The sequence below is a fragment of the Saccharopolyspora sp. NPDC002578 genome (assembly GCF_053592695.1).
Genome location: NZ_JBSFWJ010000035.1, coordinates 14,380 through 37,352, shown reverse-complemented (window position 1 = coordinate 37,352; position 22,973 = coordinate 14,380). Strand labels below are relative to the sequence as shown.

The following is a 22,973-nucleotide window of genomic DNA, read 5'->3' as shown; positions in this document are numbered from 1 at the left end:
CATGCCGACGCGGGACGGCGACGAATCCAGGAACGAGCTCTCCGGCAGCGCGCGGGAAGTGATCCAGGCCGGGAGCGTCAGCGGTGGCATCCACTTCCACCGCACCGCGCGCGGTGACGACGGCGTCGTCCGGCAGCTCCCGGCCGACGTGCCGGGTTTCGTCAACCGGCACGGCGAGCTCGAACAGCTCGACCTGCTGCTGCCGGACGAGGGCGCGATGGCTCCGTGCGTGGTGGTCGGCACCGCCGGGGTGGGCAAGACGTCGCTGGCCGTGCACTGGGCGCACCGCATGGCGCCGCGCTTCCCGGGCGGGCAGCTGTACGTCAACCTGCACGGCTACGATCCGGGGCCGCTCGTCACGCCCGATCAGGCGCTGGATCGCTTCCTGCGCGCGTTGGGCGTGCCCGGTGATCGGATTCCGGGCGACCTCGAATCGCGCGCGGCGCTGTACCGCTCGGAACTGGCCGGGCGCCGGATGCTGATCGTGCTCGACAACGCGGCGACCGTCGGGCAGGTCCGGCCGCTGCTGCCCGGCAGCGGCGAGTGCCTCACCCTGATCACCAGCCGAAGCAGGCTTTCCGGGCTCGTCGCGCGCGACGGCGCCCGCAGGGTGACGCTCGGCGTCCTGCCCGAACAGGAGGCCGTGCGGCTGCTGCGGAGCCTGTCCGAGGGCCATCGGGGTCCCGACGACGGTGCGGAGCTCGACGAGCTGGCCCGGCTGTGCGCGCGCCTCCCGCTGGCGCTGCGCATCGCGGCGGAACGCGCGATCAGCAGGCCGAGCGTGCCGCTGGGCGACCTCATCGAGGAACTGCGGGACGAATCCGCGCTGTGGGACGCGCTCACCGCGGGCGACGACGACGATGCGGACGCGGTCCGTTCCGTGTTCGCCTGGTCCTACCGCGCGTTGTCGAAGGACGCGAGCCGCTTGTTCCGGCTGCTCGGGCTGCATCCCGGTCGTGATTTCGGCTCGGCCGCCGCCGCCGCGCTGGCCGACCTGCCAGTGGTGCGCGTGCGCCGGCTGTTGGACGACCTGGTGGGCGCGCACCTGCTGGAGCAGCGGCGGCCGGACCGCTACGAGTTCCACGACCTGCTGCGCGCCTACGCCACCGACCAGGCCCGCACCGAGGAATCCGTCGAGACCGCCCGAGCCGCGCTCGACCGGTCGGTGCGCTGGTACGCGGGGTGCGCCGACCAGGCGGTGCGGGTGCTCGCTCCCGCGCACCGGCGCCCGCCGATCGGCGGTTCCGGCTCCCAGGACTTCGCGACGCCGGAGGAGGCCGTGCAGTGGTACGAGCGCGAGCGGATGAACCTCGTCGCCGCCACGCGGGCCGCCGACGAAGCGGACCTCCCCGAGCTCGCGTGGCTGCTTCCCGCGCTGCTGCGCGGGATCTACGCGAGCCGCAACCAGTTCGACGACTGGTTCGCGACCAGCACCATCGGCCTGGGCGCCGCCCGTTCCTCCGGCGACAGGCACGCCGAGGCCGACATGCTGGAGAGCTTGGGCAAGGCGCACACGCAGTTCTCGAGGCGCGCGGAGGGAATCCGCTTCCAGAGCGCGGCGCTCGACATCCGCCGCGAGCTCGGGGATCGGCGGGGCGAACTGGCCTCCACCAACGCCGTGGGCATGGCGCACCTGCGGGGCCACGAACTGCACCGGGCGCTGATCATGTTCGAGCAGACCCACCGGCTCGCCGTCGAGGTCGGCGACGAGTACTGGATCGCGGTGTCGTCGAACAACACCGCCAACGTCCACTTGGGACTGGAGCGCTTCGAGGAGGCCGCGAGCCTGCTGCGGGACGCCGTGGAGCGCTACACCCGGCTCGGCACTCCCGGTGGCCGGGGCGACGCGCTGCGCGGTCTCAGCCACGCCCACCGGGGACTCGGACGCCCCGAGGACGCGCACCGCTACGTCGAGGAGGCGCTGGCGATCGCCCACGCGCACGAGAACCGCGCGTGGGAGGCGTACTGGTCGCTCGAACTCGGACGGGTGCAGGTCGACCTCGGACGGCCGTCGGAGGCGTTGATCTCCTTCCAGCGCTCGGCTTCCATGCAACGCCGGTTGTCCGACCGCGCCAGGGAAGCCGAAGCGCTCGACGTCACCGGAACGGTCTACTCGGAGCTGGACCGGGCCGAGGAGGCCGCCGGATTCCACCGCTTGGCGGCGAACACCTTCCGCGAACTGGACGACCGGTGGCAGCTGGCCCTGGCGCTGGCCCACCTCAGCACCGCCCTCGACGGCACCGGCGACACCGCCGAAGCCGACCGGTGCCGACGTGAGGCGACGGACCTGCTCGCCGACTTCACCGACCCCACCGCCGAACGCACCCGAGCCCGCCTCCGCGACGCCCCGGACGGCGCGTAGCGGGTCCAAGACCGCGAGAACCCGCGCCACCACGACTGATCATCTCGCTGTACCCGGTGAGCGGTTCGCCTAGTCGCCCGCCGCGTTCCACGTAGGTGGTTTTCGCCGACGCGCTTCCTACGGTGCCGCTGCCAGGGTCGACGTCGTGAGCACAACGACGGTTCGGGGGACGCCGACGCGGGCGGCGCAGGTGACGGTGCTGGGCGCCGCCGGGTTGACGATCATGTCGGCGGCGCTGATCGCACCGAGCCTGCCCGCGATGGCCGGCGCCTTCGCGGGCGCCGACGTGCTGGTGCGGCTGGCGTTGACGATCACGTCGCTGGCGATCGCGATCAGCGCGCCGCTGTCCGGCGCGGTCGCCGACCGGCTCGGCCGCCGTCCGCTGCTGGTCGGTGCGCTGGCGTTGTACGCGGTGGCGGGCACGGCGGGCTATTTCGCGACGGGTTTGGGACTGCTGTTGGTGACGCGGATGCTGCTCGGGGTCGCGGTCGGCGGCCTCATGACCGCGATCAGCGCGCTGATCACCGACTGGTTCGACGGGCGGCGGCGCGCCGCGTTCCTCGGGAGGCAACAGGCCGCCGCGAGCCTCGGCGGCGTCGTCTTCCTGCCGCTGGCCGGGGTGCTGTCGGCGGTGGAATGGCGACTGCCGTTCTGGCTCTACGCCGCCGGTGCGCTGGTGCTGCCGTTGGCGTGGCGGACGATCGAGGGGACCCGGCGCAGCTCGGCCCCTCCCGCCGCCGGGCGGGAGCGGAACGGCCGGCGCATCGGCGGGATCTACCTGTTGGCGCTGGTGGCGACGCTCGTGTTCTACATGGCGCCGACGCAGCTGCCGTTCCTGCTGGCCGGGTTCCACCTCGGCCCGGCGGTCACGGGTGCCGTCGTCGCGTGCAGCACGCTGACCGGCGCCGTGGGCGCGCTCGCGTTCCCGGCGTTGCGCGCCGGGCTGGCCCCGCGAGTGCTCACGGCGGGCAGCATCGCTCTGCTCGGGCTGGGCTGGGTGGTGATCGGCACGGCCGGTTCCGCCGTGCCGATCGTGTTCGGCCTGCTCGTCGGCGGCGTCGGAGTCGGGCTCGTGGTGCCCGACCTGAACCTGCGGCTCGCGGAACTGGCGACGCCCGCCAGGCGCGGGCGGGTGCTCAGCGGGCTCGTCACCGGGATCTTCCTCGGCCAGTTCCTGTCGCCGCTGGCGGCGCAACCGCTCATCGAGGTGGCCGGGATCTCCGGCGCCTTCACCTGGACCGGCGCGGCGCTGGCCGTGGCCGCTCTCACCGCAACGACGTGGCACCGAAACGAGAGGGAAACACGATGATCTACCACGGAAACCGGTTCACCTTCAGGGCCGACGCGGCACCGGAGCGGGTCGAGGAGGCGCTGGAGAGCCTGCGCGAACAAGGCCGGGCGATTCCGGCCGTGCGGGCCTTCGTCGTCGGCCCGGACCACGGCGGCGACTACGACTTCGGCGCCGTCTTCGTGCTGGCGGATCTGGACGGCTACCAGGAGTACCTGGTGCACCCGGCGCACCTCAACACCGATCGCGTCGGATTGCCGCTGGTGGACCGGTTCGCGTCGTTCGACATCACCGACGACCCGGATCCCGGGCTCGCCGGGAAGATCGCGCAGCTGCACCGGCGGCGGTACGAGGGCATGCCGGACATCGCCGCGCTCGTCTCCGGCCTCGGCGAATACCGCGGCAGCGCCGCCCCCGGTCCGCACGGCGGGTAGGTCAGGGCGTGAAGTCGGGCAGGTCGCGCAACCGGCGGCGGGAGGTGACGCCGAGCTTGCGGAAGATGTTGCGCAGGTGGGCGTCGACCGTGCGTGGGCTGAGGAACAGCCGTTCCGCGACCTCCTTCGTCGTCGCGCCCGTGGCCACGTGCCGCGCGATGTGCCGTTCCTGGAACGTGAGCTCGTCGGCGGCGGGTGCGGGGCGTTCGGTGATCCGTCCTCCGGCCGCGCGCAGCTCGACGGCCGCGCGGTCGGCGAACGCGGTCATCCCGAGGTCGGTGAGTTCCCGGTGCGCGGCGCGGAGATGTTCGCGGGCGTCGAGCCCGCGGTGGCGCCTGCGCAGCGATTCCCCGTACAGCAGCCGGGTTCTCGCCCGGTACGGGGCCGCCGGGGAGGCGTCGAGGTGGTCGAGGGCTTCCCGGTAGTCGTCCTCGTCGTCGCTGATCAGCGCGCGGGCGCAGGCGGCCACGCCGAGGCCCCACGGCGAGCCACCGGCCCGGGTGCGTTCGGCGAGCGCGCCGGCCGCGGTTTCGGCGGCGGCGCGCGCGCCGCACCGGGAGGCGGCTTCGACCAGTTCGGGCAGCGCGACCCCGGCGAGGAACAGGTCACCGGGCGCCGTCGCCTCCTCGGCGGCGGGCAGCGCCGCCCGGTAGTCGGCGCGGCCGTTGTGCAGCAGCGCGGTGGCCCAGTGCAGGTTGGCGGCGAGCTGTCCGCCGCCGTCCCCCTCGGTGCCGAGCCTCGCCAGTTCCTCGTGGTCCCCGCGCATCGCGGCCAGGTGCAGACGCGGATATCGCAGCGGCGCTTCCCCTGCGGCGTCGGCGATGGCCTCTTCCTCAGCGATCGCCGACGCGGCGGTGGCGAAGTCACCGGCGAGCACGGCACCGGACGCGGTCTGGGCGAGGCCGAGCCGCACCACCATCGGCGATCCGGAGGCGCGGCCGGACCGCACGATCCGGCCGGTGACGTCGGCGTGCGCGTCCAGGTCCCAGAGCTCGGCCGCGAGCATGGCGGCCAGCGCGGGGCGGGCGGCGATCGCGGTGTCGTCGGCGACGGCGGCGCGCAGCAAGGGGCCTGCCGCCAGGTGGCCGCGCGTCTCCAGCGCCACCAACGCGTCGAGGACGTCGGGCGGTCCCGGTGCGGGCGCGGCGCCGTTCAGCACCGCGTCGAGCACCCCGGAGGCCCGGCCGACGACCAGCGCCATCTCCAGCGCGTCCAGGTGGTGCTCCCGCGACAGCGCCGGGTCCACTTCGGACAGTCGCAGGGCGGCGCGGAGCATGAACGCGGGTCCGTCGCCGCCCGAGGCGAACGCGATCCGGCCGCGCAGCAGGTCCGCTTCGGCTCGCCGCCGCTCGTCGAGCCCGCCGGTGTCCACGGTCGCGAGCAGGTCTGTCGCCGCGTCGACCCCTCCCGCCGCGAGCCGCGCCCGCGCGGCCGCGAACGTGCGATCGGTGCGGTGCACCGGGTCCAGCGACAGCGCCGCCGCGCGTTCCAGGACGGCGGCGGCCGCCGCGACACCGCCGCGCGCGCCGGCGCGGGAGGCGGCCGATTCCAGTTCCGCCGCCACCTCCTCGTCGGGCCCGGTGCCGGACTGGCCGCGGTGCCACGCGCGGCGGTCCGGATCGGCGACCGGGTCGGTGGCGGCGGCGAGCGACCGGTGCGCGGCGTGGCGCTGTTCGGCGTCGGCGGCGCGCAAGACGGCGGATCGAGCGAGCGGGTGGCAGAACCGGATCCGCGTGCCGAACTCGGCCAGACCGGATGCCTCCGCCGTCGCGGCCGTCGCACCGTCGATGCCGAGTTCGCCTGCGGCGGCCCAGACCAGCGCGGGATCTCCGGCCGGTTCGGCCGCGGCGACGACCAGCAGCGTCCGAGCGGTCGCGGGCAGTTCCGCGAACCTGGCGCGGAAGGACCGCTCGATCCGGTGCGGCACCGACGACGCCACCGGCGGCTCGCCGCTCTCCTCCGGCAACTCCAGCAGTGCCAACGGGTTCCCGCGCGCCTCGGCGAGGATGCGGTCCCGCACCTGCTCGTCGAGCGTGGCGCGCAACAACCGGCGCGCCTGCGTTTCGGGCAGGCCGCCGAGCTCCAGCCCGGGGAGTTCGTCGAACCCGTCCCGCGCCGCGAACACCATCGCCACCGGTTCCTCGGCGATCCGCCGCGCGACGAACGCCAGCACCTTCGCCGAGGCGTGGTCCAGCCAGTGGGCGTCGTCGATCACGCACAGCACCGGCCGTTCCCGCGCGGCCACGTCGATCAGCTCCAGCACCGCCAGCCCGACCCGGAACACGTCCGGGGCGCCCGTCGAACCGAACGCGTCGCGCAGCGCCTCCGGCGTCTCGGCGGCCCGACCGAGCAGCGGCAGGCACAGCTGGTGCAGCCCGGCGAAGGGCAGCTCCGATTCGAACTCGACCCCGGAGGCCGCGACGACCAGGAAGCCGCTCGCCCGGCGGACGTGGTCGAGCAGCGCGCTCTTGCCGATGCCCGGCTCCCCGCGCAGCACCAGCGCACCGCCGCGCCCGTCGGCCGCGGCCGACGTCAGCCGCCCGAGCAGGCGGAGCTCCTCATCGCGTCCGACGAGCGGCGAATCCGTGCGCATGCGGCGAGATTACCGGCGCGGCGGGAACGATCTCTTTTCCCGACCGGCGTTCTCGTCGACCGGAGCACCGCGCAGGCCGAGTGCGACGGCGAGCGTGCGAGGCCGGATCACAACAGGATCGCTACTTTGCCCCGGGTGTGCCCGCGCTCGACGTACGAGTGCGCCTCGGCGAGTTCGTCGAGCGAGAAGGTCCGCTCCACCTGGGGCGTGTAGCGGCCTTGCGCGCCGAGCTCCGCCGCCTCCGCCAGGTACGCGGGGTTGTTCTCCGCGTTGGCCTGGTGCGCGCCCAGGCGCGCCGCACCGGCCTGGTCGGCGACCGTGGAGACGCGCGCGGGGTCTCCCACGATCGCGACGAGGTCGGCGAGCGAACCGGAGGCCGCGGTGTCCAGCGCGGCGTCGACACCGCCCGGCGCGAGGGCTCCGACGCGCTCGGCGAGGCCGGGACCGTACGTCGTGGGGACCGCGCCGAGCGACGCTAGGTAGGCGTGGTTGCGTTCGCCGGCCGTGGCGATCACGGTCGCGCCGCGGGCGATCGCGATCTCGATCGCCGCGCTGCCCACCCCACCGGCCCCGCCTTCCACGAGCAGCGTCCGCCCTTCGAGCGGGCCGAGCGGGTTCAGCCCGCCGATCGCGGTCACCGACGCCAGGCCCGCGCTCGCGGCCTGCGCGTCGTCCCAGGTGTCGGGGGCGGCGGCCCAAGCGGACAGCACGGCCGATTCCGCCGACGCACCGGTGACGCCACCGAGCCCGAACACGCGGTCACCGACGTTCACGCCCGACACGCCGGTGCCGATCTCGTCGACCACTCCGGCGGCGTCGCGCCCCGGGATCGCGGGCAGCTCGACGGTCAGGAAGTCGCGGGCAGCGCCGGAACGCACCTTCCAGTCGACCGGGTTGACGCCGGCCGCCGCGACGCGGATGCGGATTTCACCGGCTCCCGGATGCGGTTCGGGCGCCTGCTCGACCACCAATTCCTCCACGCCGCCGTACTCGTGGTACCTGACCGCACGCATGACGCCTCGCCTCTCCGGCGCGGCCCACCGGCGCGCGCCGCTCTCCGTCCGAGATCAGCGGCGGCGCTCCCACGCGTCGCCCAAGATCACGGTAAGCCGGGAATCAGCGGTGCGCTGTGACCAGCGGTTCACCGCTCGCCGGGAGCCGGGAAGTCAGGCGGCCGGGCCGGTGATGTCGTGGACGTTGACCGCCTCCCCGTCCCGGAGGCATCGGTGCGCCGATCCGTGCTCGGCCAGGTGAGCGGCGGCGTTCTCCGCGCTGTCCGATTCGGGGTGGCCGGAGCGCCAGTGCGGGACGATCCGATAGGGCACCAGGCCGAGGCACTCGGGCGCGGCGGTCGACGAGTACCCGTCAGGCAGGACCGCCGGGTCGTCCATGAGGTCGATGCCCCGGAGGTCCGGTCCGGCGACGCAAGCACCCGCCGAGTAACCGCCGTAGGTGAACTCGCGCCGGGGGAACTGCGCGGCGAGGGCGTCGCGGAATCCTGCCTGCGTCATGGCGCGGGCCAGGACGAAAGCGTTGCCGCCCACGACCCAGACGAGGTCGAGTCCGGCCAAGCGCCGCGGCAGTTCCTCGCACCCGGCGAAGTGGTCGCGGAGGTCGAGCTCGTCGCACGAGTACCCGAACTCCTCGAACGTGCGCCTTTCGCGGTCGTGCACGCGGGAACGCGCGACTCCGTCCGCATCGAGCGCGTTCAAGACGATCCCCGCGCGGACGGGGTGGGAGGTGCCGGGCAGCGCTACCGGGCGGATGCCCGGAGGCAGGAACCACGAGCTCAGCACCAACTTCATCAGCACCTCCCGCAGAAATCCCGAGCGCGCGCTAGCTCCCGAAGCGACCGGCCTTGATCGCGCGCACCAGCGGTGCGACGGCGGCTTCGAGGGTGGGGCCGTTCGGGTCCTTCGAGTCGCGGATCTCGTCGAACGTCGTCGTCACCTCGACGCACGTCGCCGTGTTCTGACTGCGGCTCGACTTGATCCAGGTACGTTCCGCGCTCATCGGCGCTCCTCCATCCTCCTGGCGAGGTCGGCGATGATGGATCGAGACTTTTGCGCGTTCCTCGACACGCTCTCGACCATGCCGACGGCTTCTCGGTAGATCTTCACATCCGCCTGCTCGTGCAGGAAGAGCCCAGACTTGCGATTCTCCAAATGGACGACCTCTCCCAGCTCGGACCGGATGAGGAGAAAGAGACCTTCCAGCCCTGGATGCCATCCGCTGGCGAGCGGAACGACGCGGAGCTCGATGTTCGGCTTAGCCGCGACCTGATCCAGGAAACGCAGCTGCGCACGCAGGACGGACCGATCGCCGATCACCTGGTGCAAGGCTGCCTCGCCGATGAACGCGACGAGCTCTGCGGGCTGGTGCCCGATCACCGATTCCCTGCGACTGATCCGGCGGGAAGTTCGCGCAGCGAGCTCGGATTCAGGTACGCCACCCCCTTTCATCACCGCGCCGATGTAGTCACTCGTTTGCAGCAGCCCTGGAATCATCAGCGGCGATACCTCGATGATCTTCGTCGCTCGCCGCTCCAAGTCGATCAGCGCTTCCAGCTGCTGCCGTTGCGCGGGAAGTGTCGTCGCGACCCAGTTCGGGTCGTCGGCACCGTGCGCGAGCGCCACCACCTCCTCGTACCGCTCGCCGTTGATCCCGAGCGAGGTCAGCGCTTGGGCCACCTGCTCGGGCCGAGGAGTGCGGTCACCGGTCTCCCACCGCGAGAGCACTCCCGGATCTCGTTCCAGCCGCTTCGCGAACGCGCGCAACGTCAGCCCGTGCTCTTCGCGCGCCTGCCGCAGCGCCTTCCCCAAGGCGTGATTCTTCGGAGTTCTCGCCATCCGCGCTCCGTGTCGTCGTACCCGCGCCATCATCAATGGCCGCGAGTGCACCTACCTGATCACCCGATGCGGTTAAGAGCACGCCGTTGTCGGCGAATCCCCTGCCGGTGCATCGTTTTCGAACATCAGCAACGCGCTGACCGCCTCTCCGATGATGATGCCACTCCACCCCGACAGCCCCGGAAGCCGAGTGCCGGAACGAGAACCCGAAGGAGCATTCCGATGAACCCCCAGAACGCCACAGCTGGAAATTCCCGGTACGGCGGTGAAATCGCAATGAGAGAATTCCACTTCGGAAGTCGTCGCCCCCGAGAAGATCACGCCATCACGGCGACGGTCTCGGTGTGGGCGGCCTCGCGCGGACCGGTGGACACGCGCTGGCACGCGGTGCGGCGGGCCGGCGGCGGGGCGTTGGCCGCGTTGTGCGGAACCTACGTCTACGGCCCGGTCCACCTGCGGCGCGCGGGTTTTCCGGACGGTGAGGCGGATCGGGAGGTGTGCGGCGGGTGCGCTGCTCTCCTCGCAACGGCCTGCGTTCGGCCGCAGCACCGGTCGTCGTGCCGGAGGTTCCGGTGGGCGGCGTGAGCGGGCGGCACTTCTGGCGCCCGGCCGGGGACGGGGTTCGGCACGCTTTCCGCGGTCCACGGTGGAACGGCCGCCCGAAAGCCACTTCCATGTGCGGGGTGGAGGTTTCGCTGGCCGAGGAGATCACCGAGGAGGAATGGGTCCGGGCGCCGTCCTGCGACTCGTGCAACTCCGCACTGCACGCCGCTAGGAACAGCGCACCACGGGAATCCCGCCTGGACACAGAATTCTAGACCAGCGAATAGGAATTCCCCGCAATACCAAAGAACTTCCCTGAGCCCGCGCGAGTTCTCCGCGCGACGGCTCGACGAACTCGGCCCGCCGCCCCGCACCCCCGGCCCGGCGCGGGCCGGGACCTCGCCGGTGGCGAGGTCAGGCCGGGTGCGGCTCCTCCCCGCCCGCCCGGCCGCCGTTGCGGAGCCCGGCCGGGTGCACCCCGACAACCCCGGCCGGGCTCCCACGCGGGTCACGCTGACGGACTCACCGAACGGTGCCGTCGAATGGCTCATCCACCGGCCACGCGGTCCGGAACCGCCGAACTCAGCACCACCGACCCGGACCGCTCCCCATCACGGCGGCCGGGGACCCGCGAATCCGCACGTACGCTGGGGTGGGCACGGGCAGGAGAGCAGAGGAGAGCGTCGTGGCGACCGGTTCCGAATCGAACACCAGCGTCGAGGACGTCCTGGCCGGAACTCGCGGCCTTGGAAGACCCGAAGACCCGCGCGGTGAACGAACGCCACGGGGACGACCACGCCGTCAACCTCACCAAGCTGCGCGCGGTGGCCAAGCGCCTCAAGGTGCAGCACGACCTCGCGGGCGAGCTCTGGAGGACCGGCGACACAGCCGCCCGGCTCGTCGCGATCCTGATCAGCCGCCCCAAGTCCTACGGCGCGGCCGAACTCGACGCGATGCTCCGCGACGCCCGCACGCCCAAGGTGCACGGCTGGCTGCTGAGCAACGTCGTGAAGAAGAACCCGCACGCCGACGAACTCCGCGCCGCCTGGTTCGCCGACCCCGACCCGGTCGTCGCGAGCGCCGGGTGGGCGCTGACCGGCGATCGAGTGGCGAAGGCCCCCGCCGGGCTCGACCTGGACGAGCTCCTCGACCTCATCGAGCAGCGCATGCAGGAGGCGCCGGAACGCTTGCAGTGGGCCATGAACGAATGCCTCGCCGCCATCGGCATCCACCACCCCGAGCACCGCGCCCGCGCGATCGGCATCGGCGAACGGCTCGGAGTCCTCAAGGACTACCCCACGCCGCCGAACTGCACCTCGCCCTACGCGCCGATCTGGATCACCGAGATGGTCCGCCGCCGCGCCGACGGGTGACGAACGCGCGCCGCCGCGAACGCTGAGCTGCTCGCGCCCCCGTTCGCGCCACCCGCGGCCTCTCACCAGGTACGACCGCCGCGGTCGACCCTCGCCCGCCCGTCGTCCCCGTCACATCATCGACGGTCACGCTGACCTAGGTTATCGTGACATAGGTGTGGATCGATGTGCTGCTGCTGGCGAACCTCGCGAAGCAGTCCTCGCACGGCTACGAGTTGCGCAAGCGCGTGGAGGAGGGCACCGGCTACGCGCTGTCGAACAACTCGCTCTACCCGGCGCTGCGGCGGTTCTCCGAGGCCGGGGCGGTGCTGCGCAACCCGGAACCGCAGGAGGGCAGGCCGCCGCGCAACGTCTACACGATCACCGAGGTCGGCCGGGAACTGCTGCACGACATGCTCGCCGACCTGCCCGCCGAACTCGCCGGTGACGAACCGGAGTTCCTGGCGCGGCTCGCCCACTTCGACTGGCTGACCGTCGACGAGCGCGCGGTCGTGCTCGACGCCCGCCGCCACGCCCTCGAACAACGCCGCGACCGGCTCATCGCGCTCGAACGCGGCAGCTCCGAAGGATGGGGGCAGGAAGCGCTGCGCGAAGCCGCCCGCCGAGTGCACGCCGAGCTCGACTGGCTCGCAGGCATCCACGCCCGCGCCACCGGCGCACCACCGATTTCCGCACCACCACAGGAGAAGGAGCGCCGATGACCACCACCGAACAGCTGCCGCAACTGCCGTTCGACCGGCCCAACGTGCTGGAGACCGCTCCGCTCTACGACGTGCTGCGCAAGCAGGCGCCGATCGCGCGGGTGCGCACGCCCGCCGGGGACCCGGCCTGGCTGATCACCTCCTTCGAGGTGGCGCGCACGGTGTTCGGCGACCCGCGCTTCGGCCGCTCGCACCCGGCCCCCGAGCAGGCCGCCCGAGTGTCCGACGCGGGCATCCTCGACGGGCCGTCCGGCAGCTACGACACCGAGAAGGCCGCGCACACCCGGCTGCGCAAGCTGCTCACCCCGGCGTTCTCCGCGAAGCGGATGCGGCTGCTCACCGAGCACGTCCGCGAACTCGTCGCCGGCTGCCTCGCCTCGCTGGAAGCCGCTCACGAGGCCGATCCGAACGGTGTCGTCGACCTGCACGAGCACCTGTCGTTCCCGTTGCCGGTGCTGGTGATCTGCGAACTGCTCGGCGTGCCGTTCGAGGACCGCGAGTACTTCCACCAGCTCTCCGACCGCATCAGCCGGATGGGCACCGGCGGGGACGCGCTCGCCGCGCGCGCCGAGTTCGCCGCGTACATGGGCCGGCTCGCCGAGGTGAAGCGCCGCTCCCCCGGTGAGGACGTCGTCACCGACCTCGTCCAGGCGCAGCGCGACGACCCCGACTTCGACGACGACGAGATGACCAGGCTCGCCTCCGGGCTGCTGTTCGCCGGGCACGAGACGACCGTGACCCGCATCGACCTCGGCGTGCTGATGCTGCTGACCGAGCAGGACCGGCGCGACGCCTTCGTCGCCGACCCCGAAGGGCTCGCGCAGCAGACGGTCGAGGAGATCCTGCGGCTGGCCGACCCCGGCGGGCTCGGGCTGCTGCGCTACGCGCACGAGGACGTCACCTTCGGCGAGCAGACCATCCCGTCCGGCGACGCGGTGATCATCCCGACGGGCGCGGCGAACCGCGACACCGGCGCGTTCACCGACCCGACCGAGTTCGACCCGGAACGCAAGCCGAACGTGCACCTGTCCTTCGGGCACGGCGCGCACTTCTGCATCGGCGCGAGCCTCGCCCGCACCGAACTCCGCGTCGTGTTCACCGAGCTGTTCCAGCGCTACCCGAACCTGCGCCTGGCCGTCGACGTCGACGACCTCGACGTCCGCTCCGACCGCGTCACCGGCGGCGTGAAGTCCCTCCCCGTCACCTGGTGACCCCCTCGGCCACCGGAACCGAGTGAACGGACCGTTCGTCCAATCCCGTTGGGCACACGGTCCGTTCACCCGATCCCGGCCACCCGTCACCGGCCTGGCGGTTCGAACATCCTCGAGTGAACGGACCGTTCGTCCAATCCCGTTGGACGAACGGTCCGCTCACCCGATCCGAACCATCCGCACAAAGCCTTGGCGGTGCGCGCACGCGGTCCCCCGCTCGAAGCATCAGCGAGTGAACGGACCGTTCGTCCAATCCCCTTGGACGAACGGTCCGTTCACTTCGGTCCGTCGGGTGTCGTCGTTCAGGGGTCGGAGAATTCGCGGCGGTACTGGTGGGCGTGCCTCGTCCGCCGGGGCGAGCGGAGGGAGCGAGCGGTGGAGCGCGGGGAGATCGGCCCGCGGTACTTCGGCGACCAGCTCGGGTACGAGCACGCCGTCCTGGCCCGCAACGGTCGCTCATGATCACCGGACACGAGGCGCGGGCGGACGACGGCACGATCGCGCACGCCGGGGACGCGCGGGTAACTGGTCGCTCTGCGGAACCTCAGCGGCTCCGCCGCTGGCAGGACAAAGATCAAATGATCATCCTGCACGGACCTCCGAGGGAGGGCGGTGCGTTCGTGCGTTCGGGGGCGTCGAAGTCGCTGGGGCCTACGCGGGGCTGAGGGTGTCGACGGACAGGTTCCGGCGGAGGTAGCGGCGGGCGCGGTGGGCGAGCGCGTCGTCGACCACCTCGCCCGCCAGCTCCCCTCCCCCGGCGGCGTAGAGCGACATGACCTGGTGCGCCCAGGTGAGCTGGTCCTCCGTCGGCGCGAACGCGGTGTTGATCGCGCGGGCCTGCTCGGGGTGGATCGCCGCCTTCGCCGAGAAGCCCAGCTTCGCGGCGCTGCGGGTCTCCGCCGCCAAGCCGATCGGGTCGCCGGAGTCGAAGAACGGCGCGTCGATGGCGACGACGTCCACGGCGTCGGCGGCGAGCACGATGGAGCCGCGCACGGACCGCAGCGACTCCCAGTCCCCGGCCACGCCGAGGCTCGTGACCAAGCCCGCGGCACCGACCAGCACGGCCACCACCCGGTGCTGCGAAGCGAGGATGCGCGGCAGCTCCCGGAGTCCGCGCGCCGTTTCGATCAGCGGGACCAGCATCGTCCTGCTGCTCGCTTCGAACAGCAGGTTCTCGATGACGCCGAGCGCGCCCGCCGACTCCATCTTCGGCAGCACCAGCACGTCCGGCGCGACGCTCGCGGAGATCAGCGCGGTGAGGTCTGCCAGCCCGGCGGCCGTCGACGCCGAGTTGATCCGCACCGCGGTCACCAGGTCTTCGCGCCGCGCGGTGGTCACGTGGTCGATGACCATGCCGCGGGCGATCGCCTCGTCCTCGGGCCGCACCGACTCGTCGAGGTCGAGGATCACCGCGTCGGCCCCGTTGCGCGCGGCCGAGTCGACGAGTTCCGGTTTCGTGCCGGGCGTGTACATCCAGCTGCGCGCGGCGCGCACGGCGGTTTCCACATCGCCTTCGATCATGTCCGCTCCCCCCAGATCGGCCGAATCCGACGGTACGAGCCGACCGGATCGACTGCCATTCGACGACCGGTTCGATTCATCCGCTCCGGGGATGCGTCGAGCATCGTGGTGCTTTCGTGGACGGTTCTCCCGCACCGGCGCTCCCCTTTCCAGCGACGGCGAATGCGGACGCGGGGGTGCCTCGAACCTGATGCAGGACCTGCGCGGCAACCGTGGTTGATCAGCGTTTTCCTCCTTCCACGGCCCGGACCGGCGATCTGTCGATCAAGCACAATGGACGGTCCTCGGATTGATCTCCCGGTGGCGCCCGACCGGGTTCGCCGATACCGCAATTCGGCGGGATTTCGTTGACGCTTCGCTGACGTGTGACTACGTTGGGTCGCCTGCCAACGGGGAATGCGGTTCAACTGAATGAGTCGGGGGACTTTTCGTGACACTGCGCGCTACCGAGGAAAGACCGGATGCAGAGGGATACCTCTTCGGCCGGGAACCCGCGATGCGCCTGGTGCGGGAATTCGCCGACCGCCCCCGCCACGACGGACGCGCCCAGAGCAGGCCGCTACCGGTGCTGCTGTTCACCGGCCCGCGGGGCAGCGGCAAGACCGCCTTCCTCGCCGCCCTCCAGCAACGCCTCGACCAGCAGGTTCCTTATGCGCGCATCGACTGCGACGAGCTCGGTTCGATCCGGGACACGCTCGCAGCGATCGTCTACGAGCTGAATCGGAACGGCTCCGGGCACGACCGGATCGCCTTCCCCCGCTTCATCACCGGGCAGATCGTCGCCGAGCAGGACCTCGACACCGATCCGGCCCTCGCGCGGCTGCAAGCGGAACACGCGCTCGCCGAGCACCGCAGCAGTGACAAGCTGCTGAACTTCCTGGCCGAGTTGGCGCCGGACCCGAGCACGGATCGGACCGCGGCCGGACATCACGTCCCCGACCTGCTCCGGCGCGGACTCATGTCCTGGCGGCGCGGCCGCAGAGTGGTGCTCACCGAAGGCCAGGACTGGTTCGCGCACCAGGATCGCGGCCTGGCCCGGAATTCCCTGGACGTGCTCGTCGAGCTGAACCGGTGGGCGCGGGAACCCGGCAGCGCCGACAGCGCGAGCGAAGCGGGCGAACTGCTGTGGGCGGCGTTCCTCGCCGACCTGCGCGAGAACTTCGACCACGGCAACCGCGGCGCCCGGCGCCCGCTGAACTGCTTGGTGCTGCTGGACAACGTCGACTCGCCCGCCGCCAAGATGCTGCTGGACGGGCTGGTCCAGGCCCGCAGGCAGCACGCCGCGCACGTCCCGGACGGAGCCGACCCGCTGACGGTGGTGGCCACGAGCCGCGGGAAGCGCTCCGGAGCGGTGATCGCATCCGGCGAATCCGCGCCCATGCGCGAACTCGACGCGTTCGACCTGACCCGCGACGAGCCGTACTACGCGGATTATGCCGAGCAGGGCCACAAACCGTGGTACCCGATCCGGCTGCGCGACCTCGTGCTCGACGAGATCGCCAACATGGTCGACGAACTCGGCCGCTACGCGGGCAACCAGAAGCGGCGCGTCAGCGAAACCGTTTTCCGCTTCACGCACGGACATCCGGGCGCGACCCGCCACGTGCTGGACGAGATCCAAGTGCGCAGCACCGATCCGATCGACCTGCGCGACCTGCTCCACCCGCCGGAAATCGCCGCCGCGCAACAGGATCCGGCCGTCGCCGCGTACGGGCCCGCCGCGCCCCTCCTCGCGGGCATTCCCAAGGAGGTCCTCAACGACCTCATCACCTGCTCCGCCGCCCGAACCCAGGACGAAGCTGAACGGCTCGTGGCGAGCAGCGGGCTGGTCAATGCGCGCGGCGGCCGGTCGGTGTTCGCGCCGGAGCTGTGGGTGACCGGCGACGACGGCGTGAACAACGTGCTGCCCCCGGTGCTGCGCAGGTTGCTGCTGCAGGAGCTCGCGGCCCGCGCCCCGGAGGACACCGCTGCCGACTGGATGGAAGTGCACACGTGGTTGAGCCATGATCGCGTCAGGCAAGACGACGAAGTGGGCGAGTTCCACCACGCGCTCGCCGCGGGCGAACTCGAGTCCGTGGCGCTCCGGCTCTCGAGCCTGCTGAACAGCACAGATCCGGCCACCTGGCTGGACATCCTCGCCCGAATCACCGCGGCACCCAATCGACTCGATCACGACGAATCCCAGCTGGACCTGGTGCGTTCGCTGGCGAACTGGACGAAACCGGGCAGCGCCCCGTTCGCCCCGGTCGCTCGGCTGGTGGCGGCGCTGTGGATCGCCGCCGACCCGCTGGGCGACGGCAGGCGCCACTCGCTCTACCTGGAGATCGCCGCCTGCTTCGACGAGATCGCGCCGTTCGCCGACAGCGGTCTGGCGACGCTGCGCGCCGAATCCGAGAAGTACCGCAGGTGGTCCGAACTGACCGATTGACGCCGGACGAAAGGAACAGCGTGAGCTTCGAAACGCCACCCCGCCCCCGATGGCTCTTACGAGTCTCGCTGGCGCTCGGGACCGTACTCGCCCTCGCACTCGGCGTCGTCGTGGTCGTCGGGCTCGTGCAGCGGTGCGACACCGGCGTGTGGCACGCGGGCGACGAGGGTGAGTGCGTCGGAGTGACCGACGGCTCGTTCCCGTTCTCCTCTGAACTGGCCGATGTCGAGGACAAGATCCGGCAGGAGAACGAGCGCGTCGCTCAGGAACCCGAAGTCGTCACCGTGGCGGTGCTGATGCCGATGACCGCCGAACCCGGCGCCAGCTTGTCCATCGAGCAGATCAACGACTACCTGCGGGGCGCCTACATTGCCCAGCTGTCGGCGAACGCCGGTGGACCCGGCTTGAAGTTCCGCTTGGCACTCGCCAACGAAGGACGCGACGAGCACGCTTCCGAACAGGTCACCGATGAGCTGCTCAAGATGGTCGACGAGCCGGAGAACCTGGTCGCCGTCACCGGACTCGGTCTCAGCTCTCCCGAAACGGAGAAAGGCGCCCGCAAGTTGTCCGCGGCGGGCATCCCCATGGTCGGTTATCTCAGCGCCGACAGGTTCAACAGCACGTCCGAGGAGAGCGGCCCGCCCATCAAAGGACTCACCCGCGTTTCCCCGAGTCTGCACCAAGAACTGGAAGCCGTCGCCGAACACCTCGGCGATCCGGCCGCCACGGCGATCCTCGTCCACGACGAGAGCCGCAACGACTACTACACCGCGGACCTGCAAAAGAACTTCGAAGACACGTTCTCCGAGATCGTGACGAGAACCGGGAGCATGTCCGCTCCCTACGGCGGTGGATCGGACGCATTCGGACTCGACACGCAGTTCGGGACCATCGCCTCCCGGTTGTGCAGCGCGGACGCTCCGCGCACGGTGCTGTACGCGGGTCGCAGCAACCTGCTTCCCAAGTTCATGGAACAGATCAGCAATCGCGGCTGCATACGCGACCGGCCGATCACCGTCGTGACCGGGTCCGAATCGACCGATCTGCCGAAGAACGAGAACGCATCGGCCGCAGTTCTCTACGCATCGGTGTCCGACCCCACCGCGCTCCGCGACCAGCGCAATCTCCACCGCGATCTGTACTTGCGCTTCACCGGCGAGATGGAGAGGCGGTTCGGCGGAAACGTCCGCGAGTCCAATTGGACCGTGATGGGCCACGACGCCACCTACGCGGCCGTCACGGCCGCGAAGAACTCGGTGAGCGGCGTTCGTACCGTGCCCACCCCCGGCGGAGTGCACGACAACCTGTTCCTGCTCAACCATCCGACGAACCTGGTGTCCGGAGCCAGCGGACGTTTCATGCTGGACGGCGACTCCGGCGACCGGATTGGCGACATCCCGGTGCTGCGGCGCGACAAGACGGGGCACGTGGAGGTGTTGGACCTCGGTGGGCTCGATGACTGAAACGACCTCCGTCGCGATCTGCCGGAGGTAGCCTCGCGGCGTGGTCACCATTGAGCGTGCGCAGGCCCTGGCCGACGAGGTGCTGTTCCCCGCCGCATCCGCGGTCGACGCCGCAGGCGAGGTGCCGCGCAGCCATTTCGACCTGCTGGCGCAGGAGGGCTTCTACGGGCTCACCGCGCCACCGGAGCACGGTGGTCCCGGCCTGGGCCTCGTCGACTCCGCGCGGGTCTTCGAGGCGCTCGCCGGGGGCTGCCTGACGACGGCGTTCGTGTGGGCGCAGCACCACGGGGTGGTGCACGGGATCGCCACCACCGATCGCGCCGAGCTGCGAGAACGCTATTTCGCGGACGTCGTGCGGGGAGCGGTGCGCGGGGGCGTGTCGTTCGCGGGAGCGGTCCCGCAGCCGCCGCGGCTGCACGCGACGCCCGTCGACGGCGGCTACCGGCTCGACGGTGAGGCACCGTTCGTCAGCGGGTGGGGGCTGGTGGACGTGCTGCAGCTGTCGGCGCGCCAAGACGACCTCGTCGTCAACGGGCTCGTCGATGCCCGACCGGACACCGGGATCCGCGTCGAACCGCTCGAACTCGTCGCGGCGCAGGCGACTTCCACGGTGCGGCTGTGGTTCGAGGACTTCTTCCTTCCCGCCGAGCGGGTGCTCGGCGTGCTCCCGCACGCCGACGTGCTGTCCGCGCAGGCACGCGGTTCCTGGCTCAACGGCTCGCTCCCGCTCGGGTTGACCGGCCGCTGCGCACGCCTCATCGCCGAAGCGGGACGGCCCCGCGTCGCCGAGCGGCTGGAGGCGTGGCGCGACGACGCGCGCGAGGAGCTCAACGCGGCGTTCGCGGCGGGCGCGGACATCGCCCCGGCCCGTGCCGCCGCGGCCGATCTCGCGCTGCGCGCGGCCGGGGCGCTCGTGACGGCGGCCGGTAGTTCCGCGCTGCTCGCCGGTGCCCACGGGCAGCGGTTGGTGCGCGAGGCGACGTTCACCCTGGTCGCGGCCTCTCGACCGGCGATCAAGGACGAGTTGCTCGAACTGCTCGCCGGAGGTGCGCGGTGAAGAGGACGGCTTTGCTCGTCGTGCTGCTGGGGCTGGTCGCCGGGTGTTCCGCGGTGCCTGCTCCGCCGGAGGGGGTGGGGACGGCGGTGCCGCATCGGCTGGGGACCGCTTTCGCACCGCCGCATCCGGCGCGCGTCGTCGCGCTGGGGCCGGCCGACGTCGATGCCGCGCTCGCCTTGGGAGTGCGGCCCGTCGGGGTCGGGCTGCCGCTGTCGGAGGAGGTCCCGCCGTGGCAGCGGCGCCCCGACTGGCATCCGGTGACGTTGCGGCCCACCGACGGCGGCTACTCCACCGAGGCCATCGCCGAACTGCACCCGGACCTGATCCTCGCGGGCAGCGACTACTACATCGACCGCGAGTACCCGGCGCTGTCCGCGCTCGCGCCGACCACCGCGTTCGAGAACGCGCCCGACGAGGAGCCGTGGCAGGTCACGACCCGCCAAGTGGGCCGGGCGCTGGGCGAGTCCGCCGCGGCCGATCGGCTCGTCGCCGAGACCGAGCACCGGGTCCGCGCGGCTCATCCGCAGCTGGCGGGCGCCGAGTTCGCGGTCACCCTCGCGCACGGTCCCGGTGGTCTCGGCGTGATCCGCTCGGCGCGGGACGTCACGGTCCGCACGCTCACCGAGTTCGGCCTGCGCCTGTCGCCCGCGGCGGCGAACCTGCCGGGCGAGGGTTTCTCCGCGCAGGTCAGCGCCGAGAACCTGGCGCAGGTGGACACCGACGTGCTCATCACCGCCTACCCGAGCCCGGCGCTGCGACCGGCGCTCGAATCCGCTCCTGTGTTCGGCACCCTGCGCGCCGTCCGCGACGGCGGCTACCTGCCGGTCGACGGCGCCGACTGGTTCGCGCTGCGCGAACCGGGCGTGCTCGCGCTGCCCTACCTGATCGAGCACGTGCTGCCCGCCCTCGGCGAGGCGGCGACGCACCGGGGTTAGAGCACCCGGTCAGCCCCGGTGGTCCTCGATGAGCGCGTGCAGGCGGATCAGCACGTCGACCTGGGCCGGGTTGTAGAGCTCGACCAGTCCGCGCCCCACGGCCGATGACGCCAGCGCCTCGCCGCCCTTCACCCTCGCCACCGGGTTCTGCAACGACGGGTGGTCAGCGAGCTGCTGGATGACCTCCGGCGCGAAGCGTTCCGCGAGCTGCTGGCGAGCCTCGTCGCTCGCGTCCGCGGGCAGCGCGTCGAACTCCTCGTCGACCGGGGTGCGCGGAGCCGCGTGCAGCTCTTGCAACGCCGCCATCTCCGCCGGCCCGAGGATCTGGGCGCAGATCAGCAGGAAGGACCGGTCGGCGTCGCTCATCTCGCGGGCGAACGCGTCGAAACCCGTCGGCACTTCGCCGGAGGTCCGGTGTTCGAGGAGCACGGCGAGCTCCTGCCGCATCCGCTGCTGGCGGTCGATGCTGGCGGCGAGCTCCGCGTCGAGCGCGCGCAGCGTCTGCTCCGCGTTCTCCCCCGCTTCCTCCACCGCCGCGATGTCGGACAGCGGCACCCCCAGGTCGACGAGCCTGCGGATCCGCAAGAGCCGGATGAGGTGCGTGACCCCGTACTGCTTGTACCCGTTCGCCGCTCGCTCGGGCTCGTTCAGCAGCCCGATCTTGTGGTAGTGCCGGACCGTCTTCAGCGTCGTGCCGGCGAGCTCCGCCACCTGGCGCGTGCTCCACCCCACCGGTTCCCCCTCGTGCTTCGGGCTCGGGACCGAGCCGTCGAGTTCCTCCGGCAATGAAAAACCGTGCCCCCAGGTCACGGTCAAGCGGGAACTCGGCGGGGTGGTGCGCGGGCGGGTGCTCCGAGGCGTTTCAGTGCCCGGCGGCGGCCCAGGCCTTCGCCAGCAGTTCGAACGAGCGGAGGCGGTCCTGGTGGTCGTGGGTGATGGTGGTGATCAGCAGCTCGTCGGCCCCGGTGACCCGGCGCAGCACCTCCAGGCGTTCCACCGCGGTGTCCGGGGAACCGACGATGCGGGTCTGCAACCGGTCGGCGACGACGGCGCGCTCAGGGGCCGTCCAGGTGCGCCGGTCCGCTTCGGCCGGGGTCAGGTACGGCTGGGCGCCGTCGCCGTAGCGGATGTCGTGCACCCATCCGGCGAACGGCTTGGCGAGCTCCCGCGCGGTGGCGTCGTCGTCGGCGACGAGCACGTCCGCCGACACCACGAGGTACGGCCGGTCCAGCCGCGCGGAGGGCACGAACGACTCGCGGTAGGACGCGGCGGAGTCGAGCACGGTGCCGGGCGTGACGTGGTAGTTCGACACGAACGGCAAGCCCAGTGCGCCCGCCGCGCGGGAGCTGGGGCCGGCGCTGGCGCCGAGCACCCACACCTGCAGCAGCGCCTGCTCCGCGGTGACCGCGCGCGCCTCCTGCCCGTCGGTGTCGCGGAACGTGCCGTCGAGGAACGCGAGCACGTCGCGCACCTGCTCGTCGTACTCCGGTTGTCCGGTGCCGCCGAGCAGCCGGACGTGCGCTTCGAGCCGCTGCGCGCGGGCCCGCGACAGCGAACCGCCGCGCGCGGTGCGCGGCACGGGCAGCCCGTCGACGAGCACCGGTTCCGGCGGGGTCGCGGGCACGTCGTCCGGTTCCCGGTCGAGCGCGGCCTTCGCGAGTTCGACGAACTTCGCCAGGCCGGAACGGCCGAGACCGAGGTCGATGCGGTCCGGGTGCAGCTGGGCGATGGTGCCGAAGTCCTCCGCGACCTGCAGCGGCGTGTGCTGGCCGAGCAGCACCGCGCCGGAACCGACGCGGATGCGCCGGGTCGCGGCGGCCACGGACGCGATCAGCACCGCCGGGGAGGACGACGCGACTCCCGGCACCAGGTGGTGTTCGGCCAGCCAGAAGCGCCGGTAGCCGTACCGCTCCACGTGCTGGGCGAGGTCGACGGTGTCCCGCAGCGCGCCCGCGGCGGTGCCGCCGGAGGGCACCGGTGCGAGGTCGAGGACCGAGAGCGGAACGGATGTCATCACTGCCTCCCGTGTACCCGCTGCGCGCGGGTGAAACGGGCCGCCGGGGGATTGCGCCCGCGGCGACCGCGTCGAGAACGCGACGAGGCGCCGCGGGGACGCACGAGCTCGCCGGAGGGGAAGGGGAGGCGGAGACGGGATTCGAACCCGTGTGCAGGGCTTTGCAGGCCCTTACCTAGCCACTCGGTCACTCCGCCACGA

General features: G+C 71.8%; 18 protein-coding genes and 1 tRNA gene. 10 read left to right on the top strand and 9 right to left on the bottom strand.

Features of this window, described 5'->3' with window-relative positions:
- The first annotated feature begins 1 nt into the window (after position 1).
- The 3 genes from ACWD38_RS17800 to ACWD38_RS17790 all read left to right on the top strand — a co-directional run bounded on the left by ACWD38_RS17800 (position 2) and on the right by ACWD38_RS17790 (position 4,084).
- Entirely contained in the window at positions 2-2,362 is a 2,361-nt protein-coding gene (locus ACWD38_RS17800; RefSeq protein ID WP_450124475.1) for an ATP-binding protein, read from the top strand.
- 145 nt (positions 2,363-2,507) lie between these two features.
- On the top strand, positions 2,508-3,671 hold the full coding sequence (locus ACWD38_RS17795; RefSeq protein ID WP_450124474.1) for an MFS transporter: 1,164 nt from the start codon (positions 2,508-2,510) through the stop codon (positions 3,669-3,671).
- A complete protein-coding gene (locus tag ACWD38_RS17790; RefSeq protein ID WP_450124473.1) occupies positions 3,668-4,084 on the top strand; it encodes a Dabb family protein in 417 nt (138 codons plus the stop codon). The genes ACWD38_RS17795 and ACWD38_RS17790 overlap by 4 nt, the downstream gene beginning before the upstream one ends.
- Position 4,085: 1 nt before the next feature.
- Here the strand turns inward: ACWD38_RS17790 and ACWD38_RS17785 are convergent, their stop codons facing one another.
- The 5 genes from ACWD38_RS17785 to ACWD38_RS17765 all read right to left on the bottom strand — a co-directional run bounded on the left by ACWD38_RS17785 (position 4,086) and on the right by ACWD38_RS17765 (position 9,526).
- Complete coding sequence (locus ACWD38_RS17785) at positions 4,086-6,677, bottom strand: ATP-binding protein (RefSeq protein ID WP_450124472.1); 2,592 nt, start codon at positions 6,675-6,677, stop codon at positions 4,086-4,088.
- A 107-nt stretch (positions 6,678-6,784) separates the two neighbouring features.
- Positions 6,785-7,690 carry an NADP-dependent oxidoreductase gene (locus ACWD38_RS17780; protein WP_184478576.1) on the bottom strand — a complete coding sequence of 302 codons (906 nt, stop codon included), beginning with the start codon at positions 7,688-7,690 and terminating at the stop codon, positions 6,785-6,787.
- A 153-nt stretch (positions 7,691-7,843) separates the two neighbouring features.
- Positions 7,844-8,482, bottom strand: a complete 639-nt coding sequence (locus ACWD38_RS17775; protein WP_450124471.1) for a Type 1 glutamine amidotransferase-like domain-containing protein — start codon at positions 8,480-8,482, stop codon at positions 7,844-7,846.
- Positions 8,483-8,513: 31 nt separating this feature from the next.
- Entirely contained in the window at positions 8,514-8,690 is a 177-nt protein-coding gene (locus tag ACWD38_RS17770) for a DUF397 domain-containing protein (protein WP_450124470.1), read from the bottom strand.
- The gene (locus ACWD38_RS17765; RefSeq protein ID WP_450124469.1) at positions 8,687-9,526 is read right to left on the bottom strand and encodes a helix-turn-helix domain-containing protein; all 840 of its coding nucleotides are present in this window, start codon (positions 9,524-9,526) and stop codon (positions 8,687-8,689) included. Before ACWD38_RS17765 ends, ACWD38_RS17770 begins: the two co-directional genes overlap by 4 nt.
- A gap of 1,289 nt (positions 9,527-10,815) precedes the next feature.
- Here ACWD38_RS17765 and ACWD38_RS17760 point away from each other — a divergent pair.
- From ACWD38_RS17760 to ACWD38_RS17750, 3 genes are all read left to right on the top strand, one after another.
- Positions 10,816-11,442 (top strand): DNA alkylation repair protein, encoded by a 627-nt coding sequence (locus tag ACWD38_RS17760; RefSeq protein WP_450124468.1) that lies wholly within the window; start codon positions 10,816-10,818, stop codon positions 11,440-11,442.
- A gap of 155 nt (positions 11,443-11,597) precedes the next feature.
- Entirely contained in the window at positions 11,598-12,143 is a 546-nt protein-coding gene (locus ACWD38_RS17755; RefSeq protein WP_184478568.1) for a helix-turn-helix transcriptional regulator, read from the top strand.
- On the top strand, positions 12,140-13,354 hold the full coding sequence (locus ACWD38_RS17750) for a cytochrome P450 (RefSeq protein WP_184478565.1): 1,215 nt from the start codon (positions 12,140-12,142) through the stop codon (positions 13,352-13,354). The genes ACWD38_RS17755 and ACWD38_RS17750 overlap by 4 nt, the downstream gene beginning before the upstream one ends.
- Before the next feature lie 651 nt (positions 13,355-14,005).
- On the opposite strand, the gene ACWD38_RS17745 is transcribed toward ACWD38_RS17750, so the two are convergent.
- A complete protein-coding gene (locus ACWD38_RS17745; protein ID WP_450124467.1) occupies positions 14,006-14,875 on the bottom strand; it encodes an aldolase/citrate lyase family protein in 870 nt (289 codons plus the stop codon).
- 430 nt (positions 14,876-15,305) lie between these two features.
- Between ACWD38_RS17745 and ACWD38_RS17740 the strand changes: the two genes are divergently transcribed.
- Genes ACWD38_RS17740 through ACWD38_RS17725 form a run of 4 tightly spaced genes read left to right on the top strand, consistent with a single transcriptional unit; the run spans position 15,306 to position 20,758 of the window.
- A complete protein-coding gene (locus tag ACWD38_RS17740; protein WP_450124466.1) occupies positions 15,306-17,303 on the top strand; it encodes an AAA family ATPase in 1,998 nt (665 codons plus the stop codon).
- Between the two features lie 20 nt (positions 17,304-17,323).
- Positions 17,324-18,766 (top strand): ABC transporter substrate-binding protein, encoded by a 1,443-nt coding sequence (locus ACWD38_RS17735; RefSeq protein ID WP_184478559.1) that lies wholly within the window; start codon positions 17,324-17,326, stop codon positions 18,764-18,766.
- 40 nt (positions 18,767-18,806) lie between these two features.
- Positions 18,807-19,823, top strand: coding sequence for an acyl-CoA dehydrogenase family protein (locus tag ACWD38_RS17730; protein WP_184478557.1), 1,017 nt, complete (start codon positions 18,807-18,809; stop codon positions 19,821-19,823).
- On the top strand, positions 19,820-20,758 hold the full coding sequence (locus ACWD38_RS17725) for an iron-siderophore ABC transporter substrate-binding protein (RefSeq protein ID WP_450124465.1): 939 nt from the start codon (positions 19,820-19,822) through the stop codon (positions 20,756-20,758). Before ACWD38_RS17730 ends, ACWD38_RS17725 begins: the two co-directional genes overlap by 4 nt.
- A gap of 9 nt (positions 20,759-20,767) precedes the next feature.
- Here the strand turns inward: ACWD38_RS17725 and ACWD38_RS17720 are convergent, their stop codons facing one another.
- The 3 genes from ACWD38_RS17720 to ACWD38_RS17710 all read right to left on the bottom strand — a co-directional run bounded on the left by ACWD38_RS17720 (position 20,768) and on the right by ACWD38_RS17710 (position 22,969).
- Complete coding sequence (locus tag ACWD38_RS17720; protein WP_221315762.1) at positions 20,768-21,544, bottom strand: MerR family transcriptional regulator; 777 nt, start codon at positions 21,542-21,544, stop codon at positions 20,768-20,770.
- A 76-nt stretch (positions 21,545-21,620) separates the two neighbouring features.
- Positions 21,621-22,772, bottom strand: coding sequence for an MsnO8 family LLM class oxidoreductase (locus ACWD38_RS17715; RefSeq protein ID WP_184478553.1), 1,152 nt, complete (start codon positions 22,770-22,772; stop codon positions 21,621-21,623).
- A gap of 126 nt (positions 22,773-22,898) precedes the next feature.
- Positions 22,899-22,969, bottom strand: a tRNA-Cys gene (locus ACWD38_RS17710).
- Positions 22,970-22,973: the final 4 nt, after the last annotated feature.